Annotated in this window: 20 protein-coding genes; 7 read left to right on the top strand and 13 right to left on the bottom strand. The window is 65.3% G+C overall.

Annotated elements, in window-relative coordinates; all coding sequences use genetic code 11:
- Nucleotides 1-30: 30 nt before the first annotated feature.
- Nucleotides 31-237 carry a hypothetical protein gene (locus tag AC1DBL_RS11510; protein WP_476909452.1) on the bottom strand — a complete coding sequence of 69 codons (207 nt, stop codon included), beginning with the start codon at nt 235-237 and terminating at the stop codon, nt 31-33.
- 179 nt (nt 238-416) lie between these two features.
- Here AC1DBL_RS11510 and AC1DBL_RS11505 point away from each other — a divergent pair, with 179 nt between their 5' ends.
- Complete coding sequence (locus AC1DBL_RS11505) at nt 417-818, top strand: nuclear transport factor 2 family protein (RefSeq protein WP_476909453.1); 402 nt, start codon at nt 417-419, stop codon at nt 816-818.
- Nucleotides 819-825: 7 nt separating this feature from the next.
- Here the strand turns inward: AC1DBL_RS11505 and AC1DBL_RS11500 are convergent, their stop codons facing one another.
- A complete protein-coding gene (locus tag AC1DBL_RS11500; protein ID WP_476909454.1) occupies nt 826-1629 on the bottom strand; it encodes a chitosanase in 804 nt (267 codons plus the stop codon).
- 215 nt (nt 1630-1844) lie between these two features.
- On the opposite strand from AC1DBL_RS11500, the gene AC1DBL_RS11495 reads away from it, so the two are divergent.
- Nucleotides 1845-2630 (top strand): isocitrate lyase/PEP mutase family protein, encoded by a 786-nt coding sequence (locus AC1DBL_RS11495; protein WP_476909455.1) that lies wholly within the window; start codon nt 1845-1847, stop codon nt 2628-2630.
- A 29-nt stretch (nt 2631-2659) separates the two neighbouring features.
- On the opposite strand, the gene AC1DBL_RS11490 is transcribed toward AC1DBL_RS11495, so the two are convergent.
- The 3 genes from AC1DBL_RS11490 to AC1DBL_RS11480 form a co-directional block, all read right to left on the bottom strand.
- On the bottom strand, nt 2660-3562 hold the full coding sequence (locus tag AC1DBL_RS11490; RefSeq protein WP_441418593.1) for an NAD(P)-dependent oxidoreductase: 903 nt from the start codon (nt 3560-3562) through the stop codon (nt 2660-2662).
- Between the two features lie 33 nt (nt 3563-3595).
- Complete coding sequence (locus tag AC1DBL_RS11485) at nt 3596-3847, bottom strand: hypothetical protein (RefSeq protein ID WP_441418592.1); 252 nt, start codon at nt 3845-3847, stop codon at nt 3596-3598.
- Between the two features lie 155 nt (nt 3848-4002).
- Complete coding sequence (locus AC1DBL_RS11480) at nt 4003-4923, bottom strand: LysR family transcriptional regulator (protein ID WP_441418591.1); 921 nt, start codon at nt 4921-4923, stop codon at nt 4003-4005.
- 120 nt (nt 4924-5043) lie between these two features.
- On the opposite strand from AC1DBL_RS11480, the gene AC1DBL_RS11475 reads away from it, so the two are divergent.
- Nucleotides 5044-5586, top strand: a complete 543-nt coding sequence (locus tag AC1DBL_RS11475; protein ID WP_441418590.1) for a PadR family transcriptional regulator — start codon at nt 5044-5046, stop codon at nt 5584-5586.
- Between the two features lie 5 nt (nt 5587-5591).
- Nucleotides 5592-7313: an ABC1 kinase family protein gene (locus AC1DBL_RS11470; RefSeq protein ID WP_441418589.1), complete on the top strand. Its 1722-nt coding sequence runs from the start codon at nt 5592-5594 to the stop codon at nt 7311-7313.
- A gap of 111 nt (nt 7314-7424) precedes the next feature.
- Here the strand turns inward: AC1DBL_RS11470 and AC1DBL_RS11465 are convergent, their stop codons facing one another.
- Nucleotides 7425-7928 (bottom strand): hypothetical protein, encoded by a 504-nt coding sequence (locus AC1DBL_RS11465; RefSeq protein ID WP_476926134.1) that lies wholly within the window; start codon nt 7926-7928, stop codon nt 7425-7427.
- A gap of 378 nt (nt 7929-8306) precedes the next feature.
- On the opposite strand from AC1DBL_RS11465, the gene AC1DBL_RS11460 reads away from it, so the two are divergent.
- The 3 genes from AC1DBL_RS11460 to AC1DBL_RS11450 all read left to right on the top strand — a co-directional run bounded on the left by AC1DBL_RS11460 (nt 8307) and on the right by AC1DBL_RS11450 (nt 10382).
- On the top strand, nt 8307-9002 hold the full coding sequence (locus AC1DBL_RS11460; protein WP_476926133.1) for a GAF and ANTAR domain-containing protein: 696 nt from the start codon (nt 8307-8309) through the stop codon (nt 9000-9002).
- Between the two features lie 27 nt (nt 9003-9029).
- On the top strand, nt 9030-9743 hold the full coding sequence (locus AC1DBL_RS11455; protein ID WP_441418586.1) for a GAF and ANTAR domain-containing protein: 714 nt from the start codon (nt 9030-9032) through the stop codon (nt 9741-9743).
- A 111-nt stretch (nt 9744-9854) separates the two neighbouring features.
- Nucleotides 9855-10382 (top strand): DUF427 domain-containing protein, encoded by a 528-nt coding sequence (locus AC1DBL_RS11450; protein ID WP_441418585.1) that lies wholly within the window; start codon nt 9855-9857, stop codon nt 10380-10382.
- Between the two features lie 87 nt (nt 10383-10469).
- Here the strand turns inward: AC1DBL_RS11450 and AC1DBL_RS11445 are convergent, their stop codons facing one another.
- The 7 genes from AC1DBL_RS11445 to AC1DBL_RS11415 all read right to left on the bottom strand — a co-directional run bounded on the left by AC1DBL_RS11445 (nt 10470) and on the right by AC1DBL_RS11415 (nt 14826).
- Complete coding sequence (locus tag AC1DBL_RS11445; protein ID WP_441418584.1) at nt 10470-11129, bottom strand: dihydrofolate reductase family protein; 660 nt, start codon at nt 11127-11129, stop codon at nt 10470-10472.
- Nucleotides 11130-11187: 58 nt separating this feature from the next.
- Nucleotides 11188-11766, bottom strand: a complete 579-nt coding sequence (locus AC1DBL_RS11440) for a lytic transglycosylase domain-containing protein (RefSeq protein ID WP_476926132.1) — start codon at nt 11764-11766, stop codon at nt 11188-11190.
- Between the two features lie 209 nt (nt 11767-11975).
- A complete protein-coding gene (locus AC1DBL_RS11435; protein WP_476926131.1) occupies nt 11976-12698 on the bottom strand; it encodes a DUF2182 domain-containing protein in 723 nt (240 codons plus the stop codon).
- Between the two features lie 44 nt (nt 12699-12742).
- Nucleotides 12743-13348 carry a DUF1326 domain-containing protein gene (locus AC1DBL_RS11430; protein ID WP_476926130.1) on the bottom strand — a complete coding sequence of 202 codons (606 nt, stop codon included), beginning with the start codon at nt 13346-13348 and terminating at the stop codon, nt 12743-12745.
- 164 nt (nt 13349-13512) lie between these two features.
- Entirely contained in the window at nt 13513-13953 is a 441-nt protein-coding gene (locus AC1DBL_RS11425) for an SRPBCC family protein (RefSeq protein WP_476926129.1), read from the bottom strand.
- Nucleotides 13954-14088: 135 nt separating this feature from the next.
- Nucleotides 14089-14391, bottom strand: coding sequence for a DUF4193 domain-containing protein (locus tag AC1DBL_RS11420; RefSeq protein ID WP_476909464.1), 303 nt, complete (start codon nt 14389-14391; stop codon nt 14089-14091).
- Nucleotides 14392-14568: 177 nt separating this feature from the next.
- Nucleotides 14569-14826 carry a hypothetical protein gene (locus AC1DBL_RS11415; RefSeq protein WP_441418578.1) on the bottom strand — a complete coding sequence of 86 codons (258 nt, stop codon included), beginning with the start codon at nt 14824-14826 and terminating at the stop codon, nt 14569-14571.
- Between the last annotated feature and the right edge of the window lie 92 nt (nt 14827-14918).

Here is a 14918-nt window from a genome sequence, read left to right as displayed (position 1 = left end):
GCAGGGGCGTGCAGTTCCGGGGTGCAAGGCCTAGCCTTTATCCCGGTTTTCGAACTCCTCGTCCATCTCGAAACTCCGGAACTCTGTCTCCGGGTTCGGCTCGCCCTCAGCCACCACCTCGTGGTCCAGTTGACGCTGGATTTGGCTGTCCAGGATCTGCAGTTCCTGGTCGGACACCTTGTCCAAGTGCTCCGGAAATGGTTCTTCCGGCGTCAAGTGAAGATCTTCTGCTGCCATGCCCACTCCACTTCTACGTCGAAATCCGGGCCCGTTCCCTGGTAGGGGCGGCGGCGGATAGGGACAAGTATAGACGCGACCCGGCTCCGCTTGTCGCTCATGAGTACACCCCATCCACGCACTCGACATCTGCGCCGACCCCTGATGCGCACCCTGCTGGGCCGGAGCATACTGGGGGCATGAGTGAGCGTGACGACTTCCTTGCCTGGGTCAAGACCGCGCTGTACCAAGCGGAACTGGCGCTCCACAATGGCGACTCTGCTCCCCGCCGGGCGCTCTGGTCCCGCAACGAGCCTGTGAGCGTCCTAGGGGCATGGCGCAACGCGCTCGGGCAGCATCAACTGGATGAGCTGTTCGCGGGGCTCGCGGAGAGCTTTTCCGCCTGCACGTCCTACGCCTTCGAACTTCAGGCGTATGACGTGGTGGGCGACATGGCCTACACCGCCGGTTTGGAACACACCTCTGCCTCCGTCGACGGTGAGCCGCGGACCTACACCCTGCGGGCCACCCAGGTGTACCGACGCGAAGATGGCGAGTGGAAAGTCGCGCATCGGCATGGCGACACCGTGAGCGGGGACTAACCCCGCCCTATCTAACCTGGGGATACGATCCCAGCTCGTACGGGTCGTCGTAGACGGACCAGCGGATCGGTGGCCTGAGATCGAGGTTGCCGGCCTCCAAAAGCCCGTTGTGAATGTCCTGGCGCCCGTGCTTCTGATAATCGCCCCAGGCTTTCAGGATCTTTACCCGGTCCTTCACCACGGCTGCGAGGTACTTGGACTCGTCCCCGCCCTGGGCCGGAGGGCGTTCGGCCTTACGGGCTGCGGCCAGGATGCCGCCGAAAGACTCGTCGTCGTCCCCGGGACCATGGTTGACCGAGACGTCGTAGTAGATCGCAAGCCCCAGCGGCCCGACGCCGTCCCGAACGGCCTCTTCAAAGGCCGGCTGCCAGTACACCCGGTCCCGTTCCGCCTGCTGGGCCAGCTGGAAGGCCGGGTCACTCGCGGCCCTCTTCCAGTCGGCCGTGAAGCCAGGATCAAGTAGTCGATGACTCAAGGCAGGGCGTTCCTTGTAGGGCGCTTCCATAATCTGCTCCAACTGCGGCAGGTAGCGCGCCAGCGGATTCCCCGGGGCGGCACTTTCGTAGGCACGGACCAGCTCGAGCATATCGCCGGTGCCACTGCACCAGCCCACCAGCCCACCGGTGTAGCCACGTCCGTCGTCGATGTCCTCGATGTATCCGAAGGAAGTGGTCCAGTCAGGAGTGGAGTTCTCGGCGGTGGAGGTGAGCTGGAGCGCTATCTCCTTGTACACCGGGTTGGCGATATCGGCCCGGGATTGGGTCTCGGTATTTACCTGCTGGTCTTTTCGTCCCCAAAGTCGCTCAAACATCAGACCTCCCGAAGTTGTCTTGGCGCCGAGCCTAGCAGCCGGCCAGCCGGCGTAACAGGGTCTGTCCGGCCCTGTGCACCGTGGCCAAGACCCGCCTTTGCTGTTCCATTCGGGCGGCACGTGATTTGGGTATCGTCCACGCCTTGCGGCGGTCCGCCGCGTTTGTAGACTGAACCGGGATCCACCTATTCGGTTGGCAGGGTACGGGAGTGAACATGGCTACTTTTCGGGAACTTCACCACGGCGCGGCGCCGCTCTTGCTGCCCAATGCGTGGGACGTCGGATCCGCCTTGGCCTTTGCGACAGCGGGATTCCCGGCCATCGGCACCACCAGCTTTGGCATTGCGGCAAGTGCCGGCCTCCCGGACGGAGGCGGGTCCAGCAAGGCGGCAACCTCCGCCCTGGTTGCCCAACTGTGCCGCCTTCCGGTCCACATCACGGCGGACATCGAGGACGGTTACTCCGACGACCCCGCCGAGGTTGCCGAATTCGTGGCTCAACTGGCGGCCCATGGCGTGGCCGGGGTCAACTTGGAGGACAGCACGGTCGGACACCTTGTCGATCCAGCAGCCTTTGCCGAGAAGGTTGCCGCCGTCAAACAACGCAGCCCGGCCGTGTTCATCAACGCCCGGGTAGACAACATCTGGTTCGGCGAAGAAGCCACAGTGGATGCCGTGCTGCTCCGTGCCGGTCTTTACGCCGACGCCGGGGCGGACGGGATCTTCGTGCCCGGGCTGGCGGTCCCGGAGGACATCCGGGCCGTCACCGCCGGCATTGCGCTGCCGGTCAACGTGCTGGCACATCCCTCGCTGACTGTTGCCGAGCTGGGTGAGCTGGGGGTCCGGCGGGTGAGTTCCGGCTCCCTGCCCTACCGCGCAGCGGTCGACGCGGCGGTCAACGTGGCCAGCGCCCTGCGCGATGGCAAGAAGCTCCCACCCGCTACCCCTTATTGGGAGATGCAATCGCGCCTGGTGTCATTTAGCCAACGCCTCACGGATTGAGGGCGACGGGCAGCTGATTGCCGCCGTGGTCATCGCTCGGCGCGCGATCCGGGCTTCTGCCCGGTACCGGCGTAGTAAGCAGCAGCCATGTCCTGCTTGGAGCGGCCCTGGGACGCGACCCGTTCGAGGCGCGCGGCGGACGCCTCGACACCGTCGAGCCGAAGACCCTGTTCGCGGGCGGCGTCGATGATGAGGCGGGCGTCTTTCAGCGACGTATCGACCGCAAAAGACGCCGGTTCCAGCCGGTCATCGAGAATGAGTCCGGCCTTGGTGCGCAGGAAGGGCAGATCGAGGCCGCCGCCGTCGATCAAGTTGAAGAATTGCTGCGGGTCGACCCCGAGCGCCTCGGCCAGGGCAAGGATCTCACCGGCGGCATTCGAGGCGGCGATGACCCAGCTGTTCACGACGAGCTTCAGCCGCGTTGCAGAGCCCGCGGCCGGGTCCTGACCAGTCCAGACCGTGCGCGCCCCGATGGCGTCCAGTACGGGTGCCACGCGCTCGCGCACAGCTTCCGGTCCCGCCGCGATCACCAGGAGCTGGCCGGCCTCGGCAGGCTCGCGGGTGCCGGAAACGGGCGCTTCGACCAAGTCGAGACTGGCCTCGTTGGCCAGGTCCGCAAGGGCTGCGACGTCGTGCACACCGACAGTCGTGGACTGCACCCAGGCGGTGCCCCGCCGGACTCCCGCGGCTGCCTGTCGGATCACGTCGGTCACGGCTGCAGCGTCAAAGAGCATGGTCACCACAACGTCCGCGCCGGCAACAGCCTGCGCCGGGGACACGGCGACCTGGGCTCCGGCGTCGGCGAGCGGGGCGGTCTTGGCCTGGTCGCGGTTCCACACGAGGACCTCGTGCCCGGCCCGCAGCAGGTTGCGGGCCATCGCTGCCCCCATGATGCCGGTGCCCAGCACCGCCACCGTGCGTTTCGTGTCCATCCTGTGGTCCTCTCGATCGTTGTACAAGCGGCCTTAGCGATCCGCGTCGGTGTAACGCCCCTGGCCGCCCCAAGCAGACATCCTACCGATCACGGTGTGGACGTCGGCGTAGCTGCCCGGGCGTCCCGCGGGCGCGGTCTTCCCTTTGGTCAGGACATCGACGTCGGTGTAACTGCCGGGCAACGGCTTGTTCGCCGACGCAGGGCGCTGAAGCGTGTTGGTGTCGGTGTAAGCGGCCTTCCTGGCCTGATCACGCAGGGGCTGGGGAACAGTTAAAGTACTCAAGAAAATCTCCATTAGTTAGGCGGGCGTCCAAAGAAGCCACGCTCGATGACTGCCGCCTCCGGGCTTGACCGGAGCTCCGCGGCTAACACCCACTCTTCGCCGCCTCGCGATAGGTTTCAAAGAGGGATAGTGCATCGTCTAATAGGGGATGTTTATTACAGCTGGTCAGCAGGCTGATTCTCCAGGAATGTGAGATCGGCCGCACGGGCCACCGCGGTCAGCGCCCGGGCAAGGACGGTTTCCGGCTCGCGGGAGAGGGTGACAAGGCCTACTTCCGCCTGCCGCTCCGGCCCCACCAAACGGAGGGCGCGCACGCCACGCGGGAGTTCAAACACGTGCAACCACGCCGCCGGGACAATCGTTGACCACTGCCCGGCCTTCATCTGGGCCAGCAGCAAAGCGACCGAGTCCGTTTCAAGCCGCGGCGCGGCAGTCAGGCCCACGTCCCGGAGAGCATCATCCACCTGCCGGCGTCCCTGCATCGACCGGTCCAACAGGCACAGGGGCAGTCCTGCCGCGTCGGACCAGCCGACCGTGCTGCCCCCGAAGGCTCCCCGCTCGTCCGCTGTGAGCAGCACGTGCTTTTCGAAGTACAACCTGGTCACCCGGAAGCCATCCGGTACCGGGCCGCCTACGTAGGTGATCCCGGCGTCGATCTCAAAATCTGCCAGCAGCCGCAGGACGTCCTCGGACCTGAGATCGGACGCGACATGCACATTGGCCAAAGGATGCGCCGCGCAGAAGGCGGCGGTCAGCACGGACACGGCTGGTGACGCGGTCGGAATCGCGCCAATCCGCAGCTGCCCGGTCACGCCGGACCGCATGGCACTGATCTGTTCGGTCAGAGCCTTACGGTCCGCCAGAATGCGCCGCGCCCACACCACGATCTGTTCACCCTCGGCCGTCAGTCCCTCGAACCTATTGCCCCGACGGATCAGCGGAACATCCAACTCAACTTCAAGTTTCCTAATCCCCTCCGACAAGGCCGGTTGGGAAACCGAGCAACTCTCGGCCGCCCGTGCGAAATGCCGCTCCCGGGCCAAGGCGACCATGTATTCAAGTTGGCTGAAGATCATAGCCTCCGGTCTACCGCACGAAGACACCGAATTCACCACCCCGGCTTCTGGAACCTCTGGTTTTCGCGTATATCGGAATGTATCGTTGAGTATCGTTCGCGATCCACTAAGGAGACCAGCATGCGTAATTCATACCCGGCCGGCGGATTTGGCACGCCAAACATCGACGGCATGTGGCAGGCGGTTGAGGAACTGCGTTCAAGGTTTGAGAAGCGCTCGGGCAGCCGCGCGGGACGAGGCGAGGTCCGGTCCGCGGTGCTGGCCCTGCTCGCCGAACGGCCGATGCACGGCTATCAGATCATCCGTGAAATCGAGGAGCGCAGCAGCGGCAGCTGGAAGCCGAGTGCCGGCTCCGTCTACCCCACGCTGCAGCTGCTGTCCGACGAGGGGCTCATCCGCGCGGAGGAGTCCAACGGCCGCAAGATCTACTCGCTGACCGAGGCAGGCCGGGAGGTCGTAGCGGGTGCGGATCCGTCGGAGCCCTGGGAGTCGTCGGGGCCGGCCGCCGGCCCCGGATTCGCGGCACTGCCCAAGGCCGGCGTCGAGCTGGCGCAAGCCGCAGCCCAGGTCGGTCGCACCGGTTCCCCGGAGCAAGTGAAGCAGGCCGTTTCGGTGCTCGACGAGGCACGTCGCCGACTGTATTCGATCCTCGCCCAGGACTGACGCGGGTGACGTCGGTTCGTCGGACCCGGGCAGATCCGGCACCCGGCTTCGGGGACACCCGCGCCCGCTACCGTCGCATCCTGCGCTTCGCGGCGTGGCAGCTCGCGGTGACCTGGTGGTTTGAGTTGTTTCTCCCCCGCCTCGGGCTGGGCAGAATTGCCGAGCGCACCAGGGCGAGGAGGATGCGGCGCTTCGCGCAGCACTTCCACGTGCTCGCGGTGGAGCTGGGCGGCCTGATGATCAAGGTCGGTCAGTTCCTCTCCTCCAGGCTCGACGTGCTTCCGCCGGAGATCACCCGGGAACTCGAGGGACTTCAGGATGAGGTGCCTCCCGTGCCGTTCTCCGCAATCCGTTTACTGGCCGAGGCGGAGCTGGGCGCGCCGCTGGAACAGGTTTTCGCCTCAGTCGAGGAGACGCCGATTGCCGCGGCGTCCCTCGGGCAGGCGCACCGTGCACAACTCCTTCCCTCCCATGGCGCCGACGCCGGTCTCAAAACCGTCGTGTTGAAGGTGCAGCGCCCGGGTATCGATGCGATTGTCGACGTCGACCTGGCGGCACTGCGCAAAGTGGGCGGCTGGCTCAGCCGCGTGCGACTCGTGTCCGATCGTGCGGACATGCCGGCCCTGGTCGAGGAGTTTGCGCAGATTAGTCTCGAGGAAATCGACTACCTGCACGAGGCAGCGAATGCAGAGCGCTTTGCGGCTGATTTCGCCGACGACGACCGCGTAGGGGTGCCCGATGTTGCGTGGGAGTGGAGCACCCGCCGCGTGCTCGTGCTGGAAGATGTCGCGGCGATCAAGATCACTGACGCGGACGCACTTTTGGCGGCGGGCATCGATCCGGCGCAGGTTGCCCCGATTTTTGCCTCGGTCATGTTCGACCAGCTGTTCACCCGCGGGTTCTTCCATGCCGATCCGCACCCCGGCAACATCTTTGTCACCCCGGTTGCCGATTCAGCTGCTCCCTCTGCAGGGCGCCCGTGGAAGCTGACGTTCATCGACTTCGGCATGATGGGCGAGGTTCCGCCCAGCACTCGGAGCGGCCTGCGGAAGCTTCTGATCGCGGCCGCCTCGCGTGACGGCAAGGGCCTGGTGGGCGCGATCAGCGACGTGGGTGTGTTGGTGCCTTCGGCCGACAAGGCCGAGCTCGAACGGGCGATGACGCACCTCTTCGCCCGGTTTGGCGGGATGGGCTTCGCCGAGCTTCGCGAGGTTGACCAGCGGGTGTTCCTTGATTTTGCGGTGGAATTCCGCGATCTGGTTCGCTCGCTGCCGTTCCAGTTGCCGGAGAATTTCCTGCTCATCATCCGGGCGATGTCACTGACCTCGGGCGTGTGCAGCTCGCTGGACGCCCGGTTCAATCTCTGGGACGCGGTCGAGCCCTATGCGGCGCAGCTGCTCCGCGACGAGCGGGGCAACATCGTCCAGGATGTGGCCCAGCAGGCGCTCGACGCCGCCGGGGTCGCCCTGCGTCTGCCGAAACGCCTCGACGGGCTCATCAGCCTAATCGAGGACGGTTCGCTATCGGTGGCCAATCCGCGCCTCGAACGGCAGCTGGCCCGGCTGGACCGCACGGCGCAGCGAGCTGCATCGGCGCTGATCTTCGGTGCCCTGCTCATTGCAGGTGCCGTGGTCCGGGCGGACGACGCGGTGCTCGGCAACGTTTTGATGATTGCGTCGGCAGTTCCTCTGCTCCACGGGTTGTGGACGGGGCGCCGCGGCCTCTAAGTACAGTGCCACGGGCAATGATCGCCCTTTCTCGGGCACACCCGTCCGCATCAGCCGGGCCAGGCGGGCCCGGTTCCCGCACTCGGCACCGTCAGCCGTTGCCCTTGGAGGTCACTCCGCGGCGGCTTGTTCCTGGCCGCCCAGATCGCTAATCGAACTCCGCTCCCCTGCCGAAGCCGAACGGAGGAACAGCTCACGGGAGGCGACTTCAATGCCCAAGGCAGTCGCGGCAATATCCTCCAGGGCATCCTGTATCCACATCACGGCCGTCTCGTTAGCCCTTTCCCCGACTTCGGCGTGGGGTTGGTTCGCCCGAAGCGCGGAGTATCGGGCTACTTTCTCCTTGAGCACCCGGGTGAGGTCTTCGATCTCAGCCAGCAGTTGTTCCCGCGAAGTCAGTGGATCACTGGCCCAGGGGCCTCCACTCGCGGACGACGTCAGCGCGTTAAGGCCCGCTTCCCGCTCCTCCCACAAAGAACTGGCACGCTCAACGGCCGACAGCTTCTGAAGAGTCGGGGCCGGCGGCTCCCAGACTTGTTCTACTTCAATCCCTAGGGCGAGCCGTTGATCGTCGTCTTCCGGGCCCCCGGGGTACAGACCTTCTGTGATGGTCAAGGAACGGTGGAATGGATGTACTGATCCAGGCCTATAGTTGGGGTTGCCTAGCATGAGGGGGACTCCTCCGATTAGTACGCCGAATGATGGCGCTACCGGGGTCCGGGGCAACGGCACTACTTTATCGGAATTTCAGTCCAGCCGGTAGGTGCCCCCGCAAAGACCACGCAGCTGTGACAACAGACGGCCGGGCCGCGCCGCCCACCGGCACAAGGTCTCGCGGGCATAAACTAAAACAAACATCGACGGGGTTCTTCCGCAATTGATGGCACTAAGACCGGACCGAGGAGGCGCGACCCATGTCCAGCATTTTTTGCTCAACGATGGCGCCGCTGTCGCCTCCTCCGGCCGAAAACTTTGCCGTTACGGATTCGACTGATGCGGTCGCCCACCATGGATGACGGAACGGACTCCATGGCAGCGGGACTTGACGCCGGCTTGTGCAGGGGGTTCCTCACGTCATTGCCCATTTCCGGGGCCGCGGTCTCAGTATTCGCCGGACTGGCACCTGAAACCATGGTGTGCGCCAGCAACGCAGTCTCGGCGAGGGTCGAAGAGCTGCAGTTTGACCTTGGGGAAGGGCCGCGCTGGGAAGCCCTGCGGACCCGCAGCCCCGTGCTTGTGCCGGACGTGCGCAGGGGCCCGCATACCGCCTGGCCTGTCTTTGCAAAGTCCCTGTTGGAGCTGGATGTTGCGGCCCTGTTCGTCTTCCCCCTCGCACTTGGCGCCATGGACATAGGCGTGGTGGAGCTTTACAGTTCCAAGCCCGGTCCGCTGAGCCCGGCAGGGCACTCCACGGCCCTGCAACTCGCCGACGCCGCAACGTGGCGGCTACTGCGCCAGCTCCTGACCCTTGCGCCAGAAGGCGGCGCCGATGACCCGCCGGATGGCTCTCCCCTCTCCCGCCGCGAGGTCCATCAGGCCACGGGGATGATTCTGGCGCAGGCCGGGACGACAGCACGGGACGCCCTCCTCCTGATGCGGGCGCATGCCTTCGCCAATGGGCGTACGGTGCGGGAGGTTGCCCGGGACGTGGTCAACAGGACCCTGGACTTCACGCCGGAGGGCACCTGACATGGGCGCATACAGTAGAATTCCGATATGGCGATGATGAGCCGCGCTGGCCGCGTAAGTGCCGCTTTCGTCAAGATTGCGGACACACTTGTGGCGGACTACGACGTCTTCGATCTGCTCCACACCCTCGTTGATGAGTCGGTCGGCATCCTCGACGCCGCCGCTGCGGGGTTGGTGCTGGTCGATCCAGCCGGCGATCTCCAGGTCATGGCTTCGACGAGCGAGGAAAGCCAACTCGTGGAAGTCCTGCAGCTTGAGGCAGGTACTGGCCCGTGCGTTGACTGCTACCGGACCGGAGCCGTCGTAGCAATCGACGATATCGCGACGCAGGGTGACCGCTGGCCGCTGTTCCAGTCCTCCGCTTTGTCCCAGGGGTTCCGGTCCCTGCATGCCGTCCCGATGCGGCTGCGCAACCGTACTATCGGCGCCCTGAACCTCTTCGGCCACGAGGCCGGTCCGCTTCCCGCCGACGACGCCGCCATTGCCCAAGCCTTCGCTGACGTGGCAACCATCACCCTGCTGCAGGAACGTGCCGCGAGGGAAACCACCCTGATCAACGAACAGTTGCAGCGCGCGCTGAACAGCCGCATCCTGATCGAGCAAGCCAAGGGCGTCATCGCCCACACCTCAAATGTCGATATGAACGCGGCGTTCGCACTCTTGCGCGGGTATGCCCGTGCCCACAACCAGACGCTCTACGAAACTGCGGACAAGATCATCAATCGAAAAGTCACCCTCTAACCACCGGCATCTTTGGGCCCAAGGCCCCGGTAGCTGATCCAGCCGCCATACGGGCCAACCGGGAGCTCCGCCGCGTACGGCGTCCCAGGGTGAAGGTGGCACCATGGAACCATGACTCCCGTTCACGGTTTTTCCGGCTTCTTCCGGCGTCCCCAGCCCATCAAACCCCAGGACGGCGAGGAATCGGTGTGGGATTACCCGCGGCCGCCACGGGTCGAGCCGCGATCGGAACGGGTCATCGTTCGTCTTGGGGGCCAGGTCATTGCCGATACCACCGATGCAGTGCGCGTCCTGGAGACGAGTCATCCGCCTGTCTACTACTTGCCATTGAACTCCTTCCCTGCCGGGGTACTCGTCCCGGTAGAAGGCACCAGCTTTTGCGAGTTCAAGGGCGAAGCGCACTACTTCGATGTCGTCGCCGGCGGCGTCGTCGTTCGCCGTGGCGGGTGGACCTATCCGGAACCCACCCCGGGGTTCGAGGCGCTCGCCACCCGGGTGGCCCTCTACCCGGCTCAGATGGACTCCTGCGAGGTCGACGGCGAACAGGTGACCTCCCAGGACGGCGACTTCTACGGAGGGTGGATCACCAAGCAGATCGTTGGCCCGTTCAAGGGTGGCCCGGGCACCGCCGGATGGTGAGGACACCGCCGTCGGGCTGACAGGACGGCAGGCCTTCGCTGCCCGGGACTTCCGGGGCCACCTCCCCGCGCCGGAGGCCGCCCGGAATTACCGGGCCGCGCGGCGCGTGAAGATCATGTGGACAACTCCGGCTGGAGAAGGGGTCGCTTCGATGTCGAAGCGTTGCTCAAGGTCTTCGAGTCCGTCCCAGAGCCGCTCGCCACGTCCCAGCACGATCGGCACGAGGACGATGTGCATGTGGTCGATCAGATCGGCCTCGAGGAACTGTCGGACCGTGCTGACGCCGCCACCGATCCGGACGTCGAGGTCGCCGGCCAAGGCGCGGGCCTGCTTGAGCGCGGAGACGGGGTCGGCGTCGACGAAATGGAAGGTTGTCCCGCCTTCCATCTCGAGTACCGGCCGGGGATGGTGTGTTAGTACAACGACGGGGGTGTGGAAGACAGGGTTATCACCCCACCACCCCTTCCATTCCTCATCCTGCCAGGGACCCCGTTGCGGGCCGAACTTGTTGCGCCCCATGATCTCCGCGCCGATCCCGGGCTTCCACGCGCTGGCGAACGCCTCGTCCACGCCGAACGACCCCTCCGATTCCCCGTGGAAGCCCATCTCACGGAACGTGCGCGTCTCGAAGGCCCACTCCATCAGCCGTGAGCCAGCGTGACCGAAAGGAGCGTCGAGTCGCTGCCCCTCGCCGGTGCCGAAGCCGTCGAGTGAGACCGAGAAGTTATGCACGCGGACTAGGGACATGTCATCTCCTGAGGTGCTTGTCGTTTGCAGTCACCTTATGGTGATCGAACCCAATGACTCAAGAGGTGCCCGTCTTCGCGGCATAGGCGGTGGCTTCGGCCCGCACCTGGCGCAGGTAGGGATCGGACTGGTTGTAGGAGTAGATGGCGTCGGTCCACCCCTGCGCGGTTGAGAGGTCACGGCCGTGGGCGCACAGATAGCTCGCCGCGCTGAGGGCGGCGTCGTCGATATTGAACGGGTCCGCTGTTCCGTCCCCGTTCCCGTCCCGCCCAACCAGCTCCCAGGTTGCGGGAATGAACTGCATGGGTCCGACGGCGTGGTCCCAGCGGGAGTCACCGTCCAGTTCACCGGCGTCGGTGTCGGCGATGGCGGCGAATCCGGCTCCGTTGAGGCTCGGGCCCACAATTGGGCCGCTCGCCTCCCCTGCGGAGTTAAGGCTGGCGCCGCCGTAGGTTCCGTGCGCGGATTCGACGAAGCCGACGGCGGCTACGGTGTTCCAGCCGATCCCGCACGCCGGAGCGGCAGCGTTGGCCGTGGTTGCCGCAGCGACGTAGGCCCGCAGAGCGCGGGCAGGGATCCCGGTCTGCGCGGCGGCCCGGAGGAGCCACTGTGCATCCGGGTTCCTGGTTACGTTCACAGCGGTAGTGATGCCGGCGGGGAACGGATCGAGCTTCGCAACCGCCCGCGGCGGCGGAGCAAGGACCCCACGGGCATCGACGCCGGGCTGCCGGACTGCCCAGAACGAGAATGCGGCGATGGCGCACACCGCGAGCAGGCTGAAAACCAAAAGGCGTTTTAGACGGAGCACGGACTAATCAAACCATCCAGCTCCGTGATTGCCTTCCTTCACATGGCCGCATTCATGTGGAGCCCGGGCAGCAGCTCCGGGCGGGCCGGGACGAAGAGCGCGAACACGATCAGTGAGACTCCAATGATCCGGCTGAGGGCGGGGCCGTATTTCCACGTCTTCTCTAGGAAGATAACGACCGTGAGCACCGCCATCCATGCCAGGTTCATCACGCCAACAGCAATCAGCACCACCATGAGGCCCCAGCAGCAGCCCACGCAATAGACCCCGTGGTACATGCCGACGCGGACGTCACGCAACCGGCCCCGATACCCGGAGACGTGCAATAGGAATGCTATGGGCGACCGGCAGTGCCTGAGACAGAAATCCTTCAGCGGGGTCAGCTGGTAGGCGCCGGCCGCCGCGAGCACTCCAGCCCCCACCCAGGGTGCGACGTCCGCGGCGTTCTCAGCCAGCAGCACGGAGAGCTCCGCGGCCCCGTAGGCAACGATTCCGAATCCGATCCACGTCAAGAGATAACCGCCAATCAGGGCAGTTGTCCGGACGGCCCGGACCCCGCGGCTGCGGACGGCACGGATGGACCTGAGGTACGTCGAAGTGAGGGGCGCCAACGCCGGCAACATCATGGCAGCCATCATCAGTGTCCACACGCCCAGGAAACCCCAGAGCCCCAGTCCCATGGTCCCCGGGCCTGCGGACATGTCGGCCAGGCCTGAGACCGTGACGTACCACGCCAGCCCGGCGCCCCCGATCAAGGCCAACTCTGCGGCATGGTGCGTGGCAGCCAGGCCGCTCCTACCCGGCACTACGCGGACCAGGCGAAGGGGGCGGAGTAGGAGTTCTTGCCGGCGTTATCCCAGGTCATCCCGAACACGTCAACGCGGGCGGTGCTCGACCTACCGACTGCCAGGGTATCGGCCGGGAATCCGACCCCGCTGATTTTGACTCCCAGGCCTGAGGGATCCAAGGGAGACACGAAGTCCTCGACCACCATGTCAACGGCACTGCCAATCCCGACGCGGTGGACACGCCCGTCGTCGGCGTAGGCCATGGTGAGGGACTCCATGCCCGCCATTTCACCGATCAAGGGGGCGAGGCCCGCCATCGGTCCCCCGAGCTGGCCGCCGAAGACTGCGCCGAGCGCTTCGGCCTGCTCGGTCGAGGCGGCGGCATCCATCAGGACTCCGAGTTTCCAGCCGCCGTCACTCATTAGGGCGGGAGTATCGGCTACGACGCAGACGGTCAGGCCGCCGACGTCGACGCCGTTCACGTCGCCCGTTTCGATGTGGAAGGCCAGTGCCACATTGCAGCGTTCGTTGTCCGCCGGTGCGGTCAGCCCCGAAGTGGTGCAGGGGCAGGCCATATCGCAGTTGCAATTCTCAAAATACGTGCCCTCGACATGCCACGGCATTTGGGGCTCCTTTCGAAGAGGCACCCCCCACAAGAAAGTCTCCTCGCGGCCCGGACCGGTGTCAACGGAACGCGGCGACTCCTGCAGCGCGGCCCATCCGGGCCCCATTGGAAGGCTGCCGTCGGGGCTGCCGGCATCCCTGACCGGGTCGGGATTTCGTCGACCTAGGCGCGCTCCGCCAGCCGTTTGATCGAGCCGATCGCCTCCGACCACATGCCCCGCATGTCGTCGGCCCACTCGTCGGGCACCTCGAGTTCGACGACGAGAGTTGTCACCCCGCCCGTCTCGCTGAACGAGTAGCTCTCGTGCAGCCCGACAGCGGGGCCTTCGTGGCTTTCGACGTCGTTCTGGACATCGCCGATATAGCGGATCGACACGAACTCGTGGGGCCGATTCTCCACGATGGTACCGATGAGACCGCTCGCCGTGCCGTCGTCGTTCGGGCCGACGAAGCGGATCTCGTCGCCCTCGTTCCAGCCGCCCTCATAGGTCGATCCGTCGTGAAAGGCTCCCGTCCATTCGCGGTAGGTGTCGAGGTCGAGCATGACGTTCCAGACGTGCTGCGCGGGAGCGGCGACCTCGACGCTGAATCGAAGATTCTCCATGCGCGATTGTAGAACCGAAGCGCCCTGGCAGCGCAACCACCTGCAGCGTCGGTCCCCGCGGCCGCGGGGCGCACCGGGCGAAGCACGGTCACCCCGCGATACCAGCCACGAGGGACCGTGCTGATCCTGGCTGTCCTACGCTTCACACTCGACGCAGTACGAGTGGCCGTTCTTCTCGCGCGCAAGCTGGGAGCGATGCCGCACCAGGAAACAGGAGTAACAGGTGAACTCGTCCTCAGCCTGGGGGATGACTTCGACGATGAGTTCCTCGGCGACGAACTCCCCGCCGGGGGTGATGGCATCATCCAGAGCGTCTGACTCATCCAACTCCCGGACGACGCTGCGGGCATCCTGGGCATTGGCGGACTTCAGCGCTTCCAAGGAGCGGTCCTGGGATTCCTTGACGTCGGAACGTACTTCGTCGTAATCGGTTGCCACTTTGTCTATTCTCTTTTCTCGCGCGCTGGTCTGACGCATGTGCAACGTACACCATGCCCGCGGAATTCCCCGCCTCGAGGTACGCCGACGTCGTTGCCCTTGACTCACGCGCCCACGGCGGAGTCGCGGGGCTGATGCGACTCGTGTGACCCAGCATTTTGCCGACCGGGCCCGGGATCAACCGGACTCTGTGTCCGAGTATGAAAACGGCGCCCGGGGTTGCCCCGGAGGTTCCACAGTGAGGTCATTCACGGCGCAGGAGAGCATGTCGCGTTCCCTGGACGGCAGAGTTCCGCTCCCCTCGATATAGGCAAGCACGAGGTCCAGCGCGTCGTTGCCTCCGACGCCCAGATAGTGCACCCAGAGCCGGACGGGGTCAATCGCCAGTTCGTGGATAACCTTGGCTGTCAGCTCCTGCTGTGCATGTTCGTGCATGACCGTCCCTCGAAACCCCGGGTAGCTCCTTGTTCAGGAGGGATTCGGAACCGGGAACGGGATCGGATGGGTCAGGGCACGCAACTGTTGGT

This window comes from Arthrobacter sp. 10T44 (assembly GCF_056393885.1).
The sequence above is the reverse complement of the archived record's forward strand: the minus strand, read 5'-3'. Positions and strand labels throughout refer to the sequence as shown.

What these genes read in the sequence shown, in the direction of transcription:
- AC1DBL_RS11450 (WP_441418585.1), top strand. Translation starts at nt 9,855, where the DNA reads ATGACTCCCGTTCACGGTTTTTCCGGCTTCTTCCGGCGTCCCCAGCCC.
- AC1DBL_RS11430 (WP_476926130.1), bottom strand. Translation starts at nt 13,348, where the DNA reads ATGCCGTGGCATGTCGAGGGCACGTATTTTGAGAATTGCAACTGCGAT.
- AC1DBL_RS11425 (WP_476926129.1), bottom strand. Translation starts at nt 13,953, where the DNA reads ATGGAGAATCTTCGATTCAGCGTCGAGGTCGCCGCTCCCGCGCAGCAC.
- AC1DBL_RS11480 (WP_441418591.1), bottom strand. Translation starts at nt 4,923, where the DNA reads ATGATCTTCAGCCAACTTGAATACATGGTCGCCTTGGCCCGGGAGCGG.
- AC1DBL_RS11445 (WP_441418584.1), bottom strand. Translation starts at nt 11,129, where the DNA reads ATGTCCCTAGTCCGCGTGCATAACTTCTCGGTCTCACTCGACGGCTTC.
- AC1DBL_RS11505 (WP_476909453.1), top strand. Translation starts at nt 417, where the DNA reads ATGAGTGAGCGTGACGACTTCCTTGCCTGGGTCAAGACCGCGCTGTAC.
- AC1DBL_RS11500 (WP_476909454.1), bottom strand. Translation starts at nt 1,629, where the DNA reads ATGTTTGAGCGACTTTGGGGACGAAAAGACCAGCAGGTAAATACCGAG.
- AC1DBL_RS11460 (WP_476926133.1), top strand. Translation starts at nt 8,307, where the DNA reads ATGCGGTCGCCCACCATGGATGACGGAACGGACTCCATGGCAGCGGGA.
- AC1DBL_RS11455 (WP_441418586.1), top strand. Translation starts at nt 9,030, where the DNA reads ATGGCGATGATGAGCCGCGCTGGCCGCGTAAGTGCCGCTTTCGTCAAG.
- AC1DBL_RS11475 (WP_441418590.1), top strand. Translation starts at nt 5,044, where the DNA reads ATGCGTAATTCATACCCGGCCGGCGGATTTGGCACGCCAAACATCGAC.
- AC1DBL_RS11510 (WP_476909452.1), bottom strand. Translation starts at nt 237, where the DNA reads ATGGCAGCAGAAGATCTTCACTTGACGCCGGAAGAACCATTTCCGGAG.
- AC1DBL_RS11415 (WP_441418578.1), bottom strand. Translation starts at nt 14,826, where the DNA reads ATGCACGAACATGCACAGCAGGAGCTGACAGCCAAGGTTATCCACGAA.
- AC1DBL_RS11495 (WP_476909455.1), top strand. Translation starts at nt 1,845, where the DNA reads ATGGCTACTTTTCGGGAACTTCACCACGGCGCGGCGCCGCTCTTGCTG.
- AC1DBL_RS11490 (WP_441418593.1), bottom strand. Translation starts at nt 3,562, where the DNA reads ATGGACACGAAACGCACGGTGGCGGTGCTGGGCACCGGCATCATGGGG.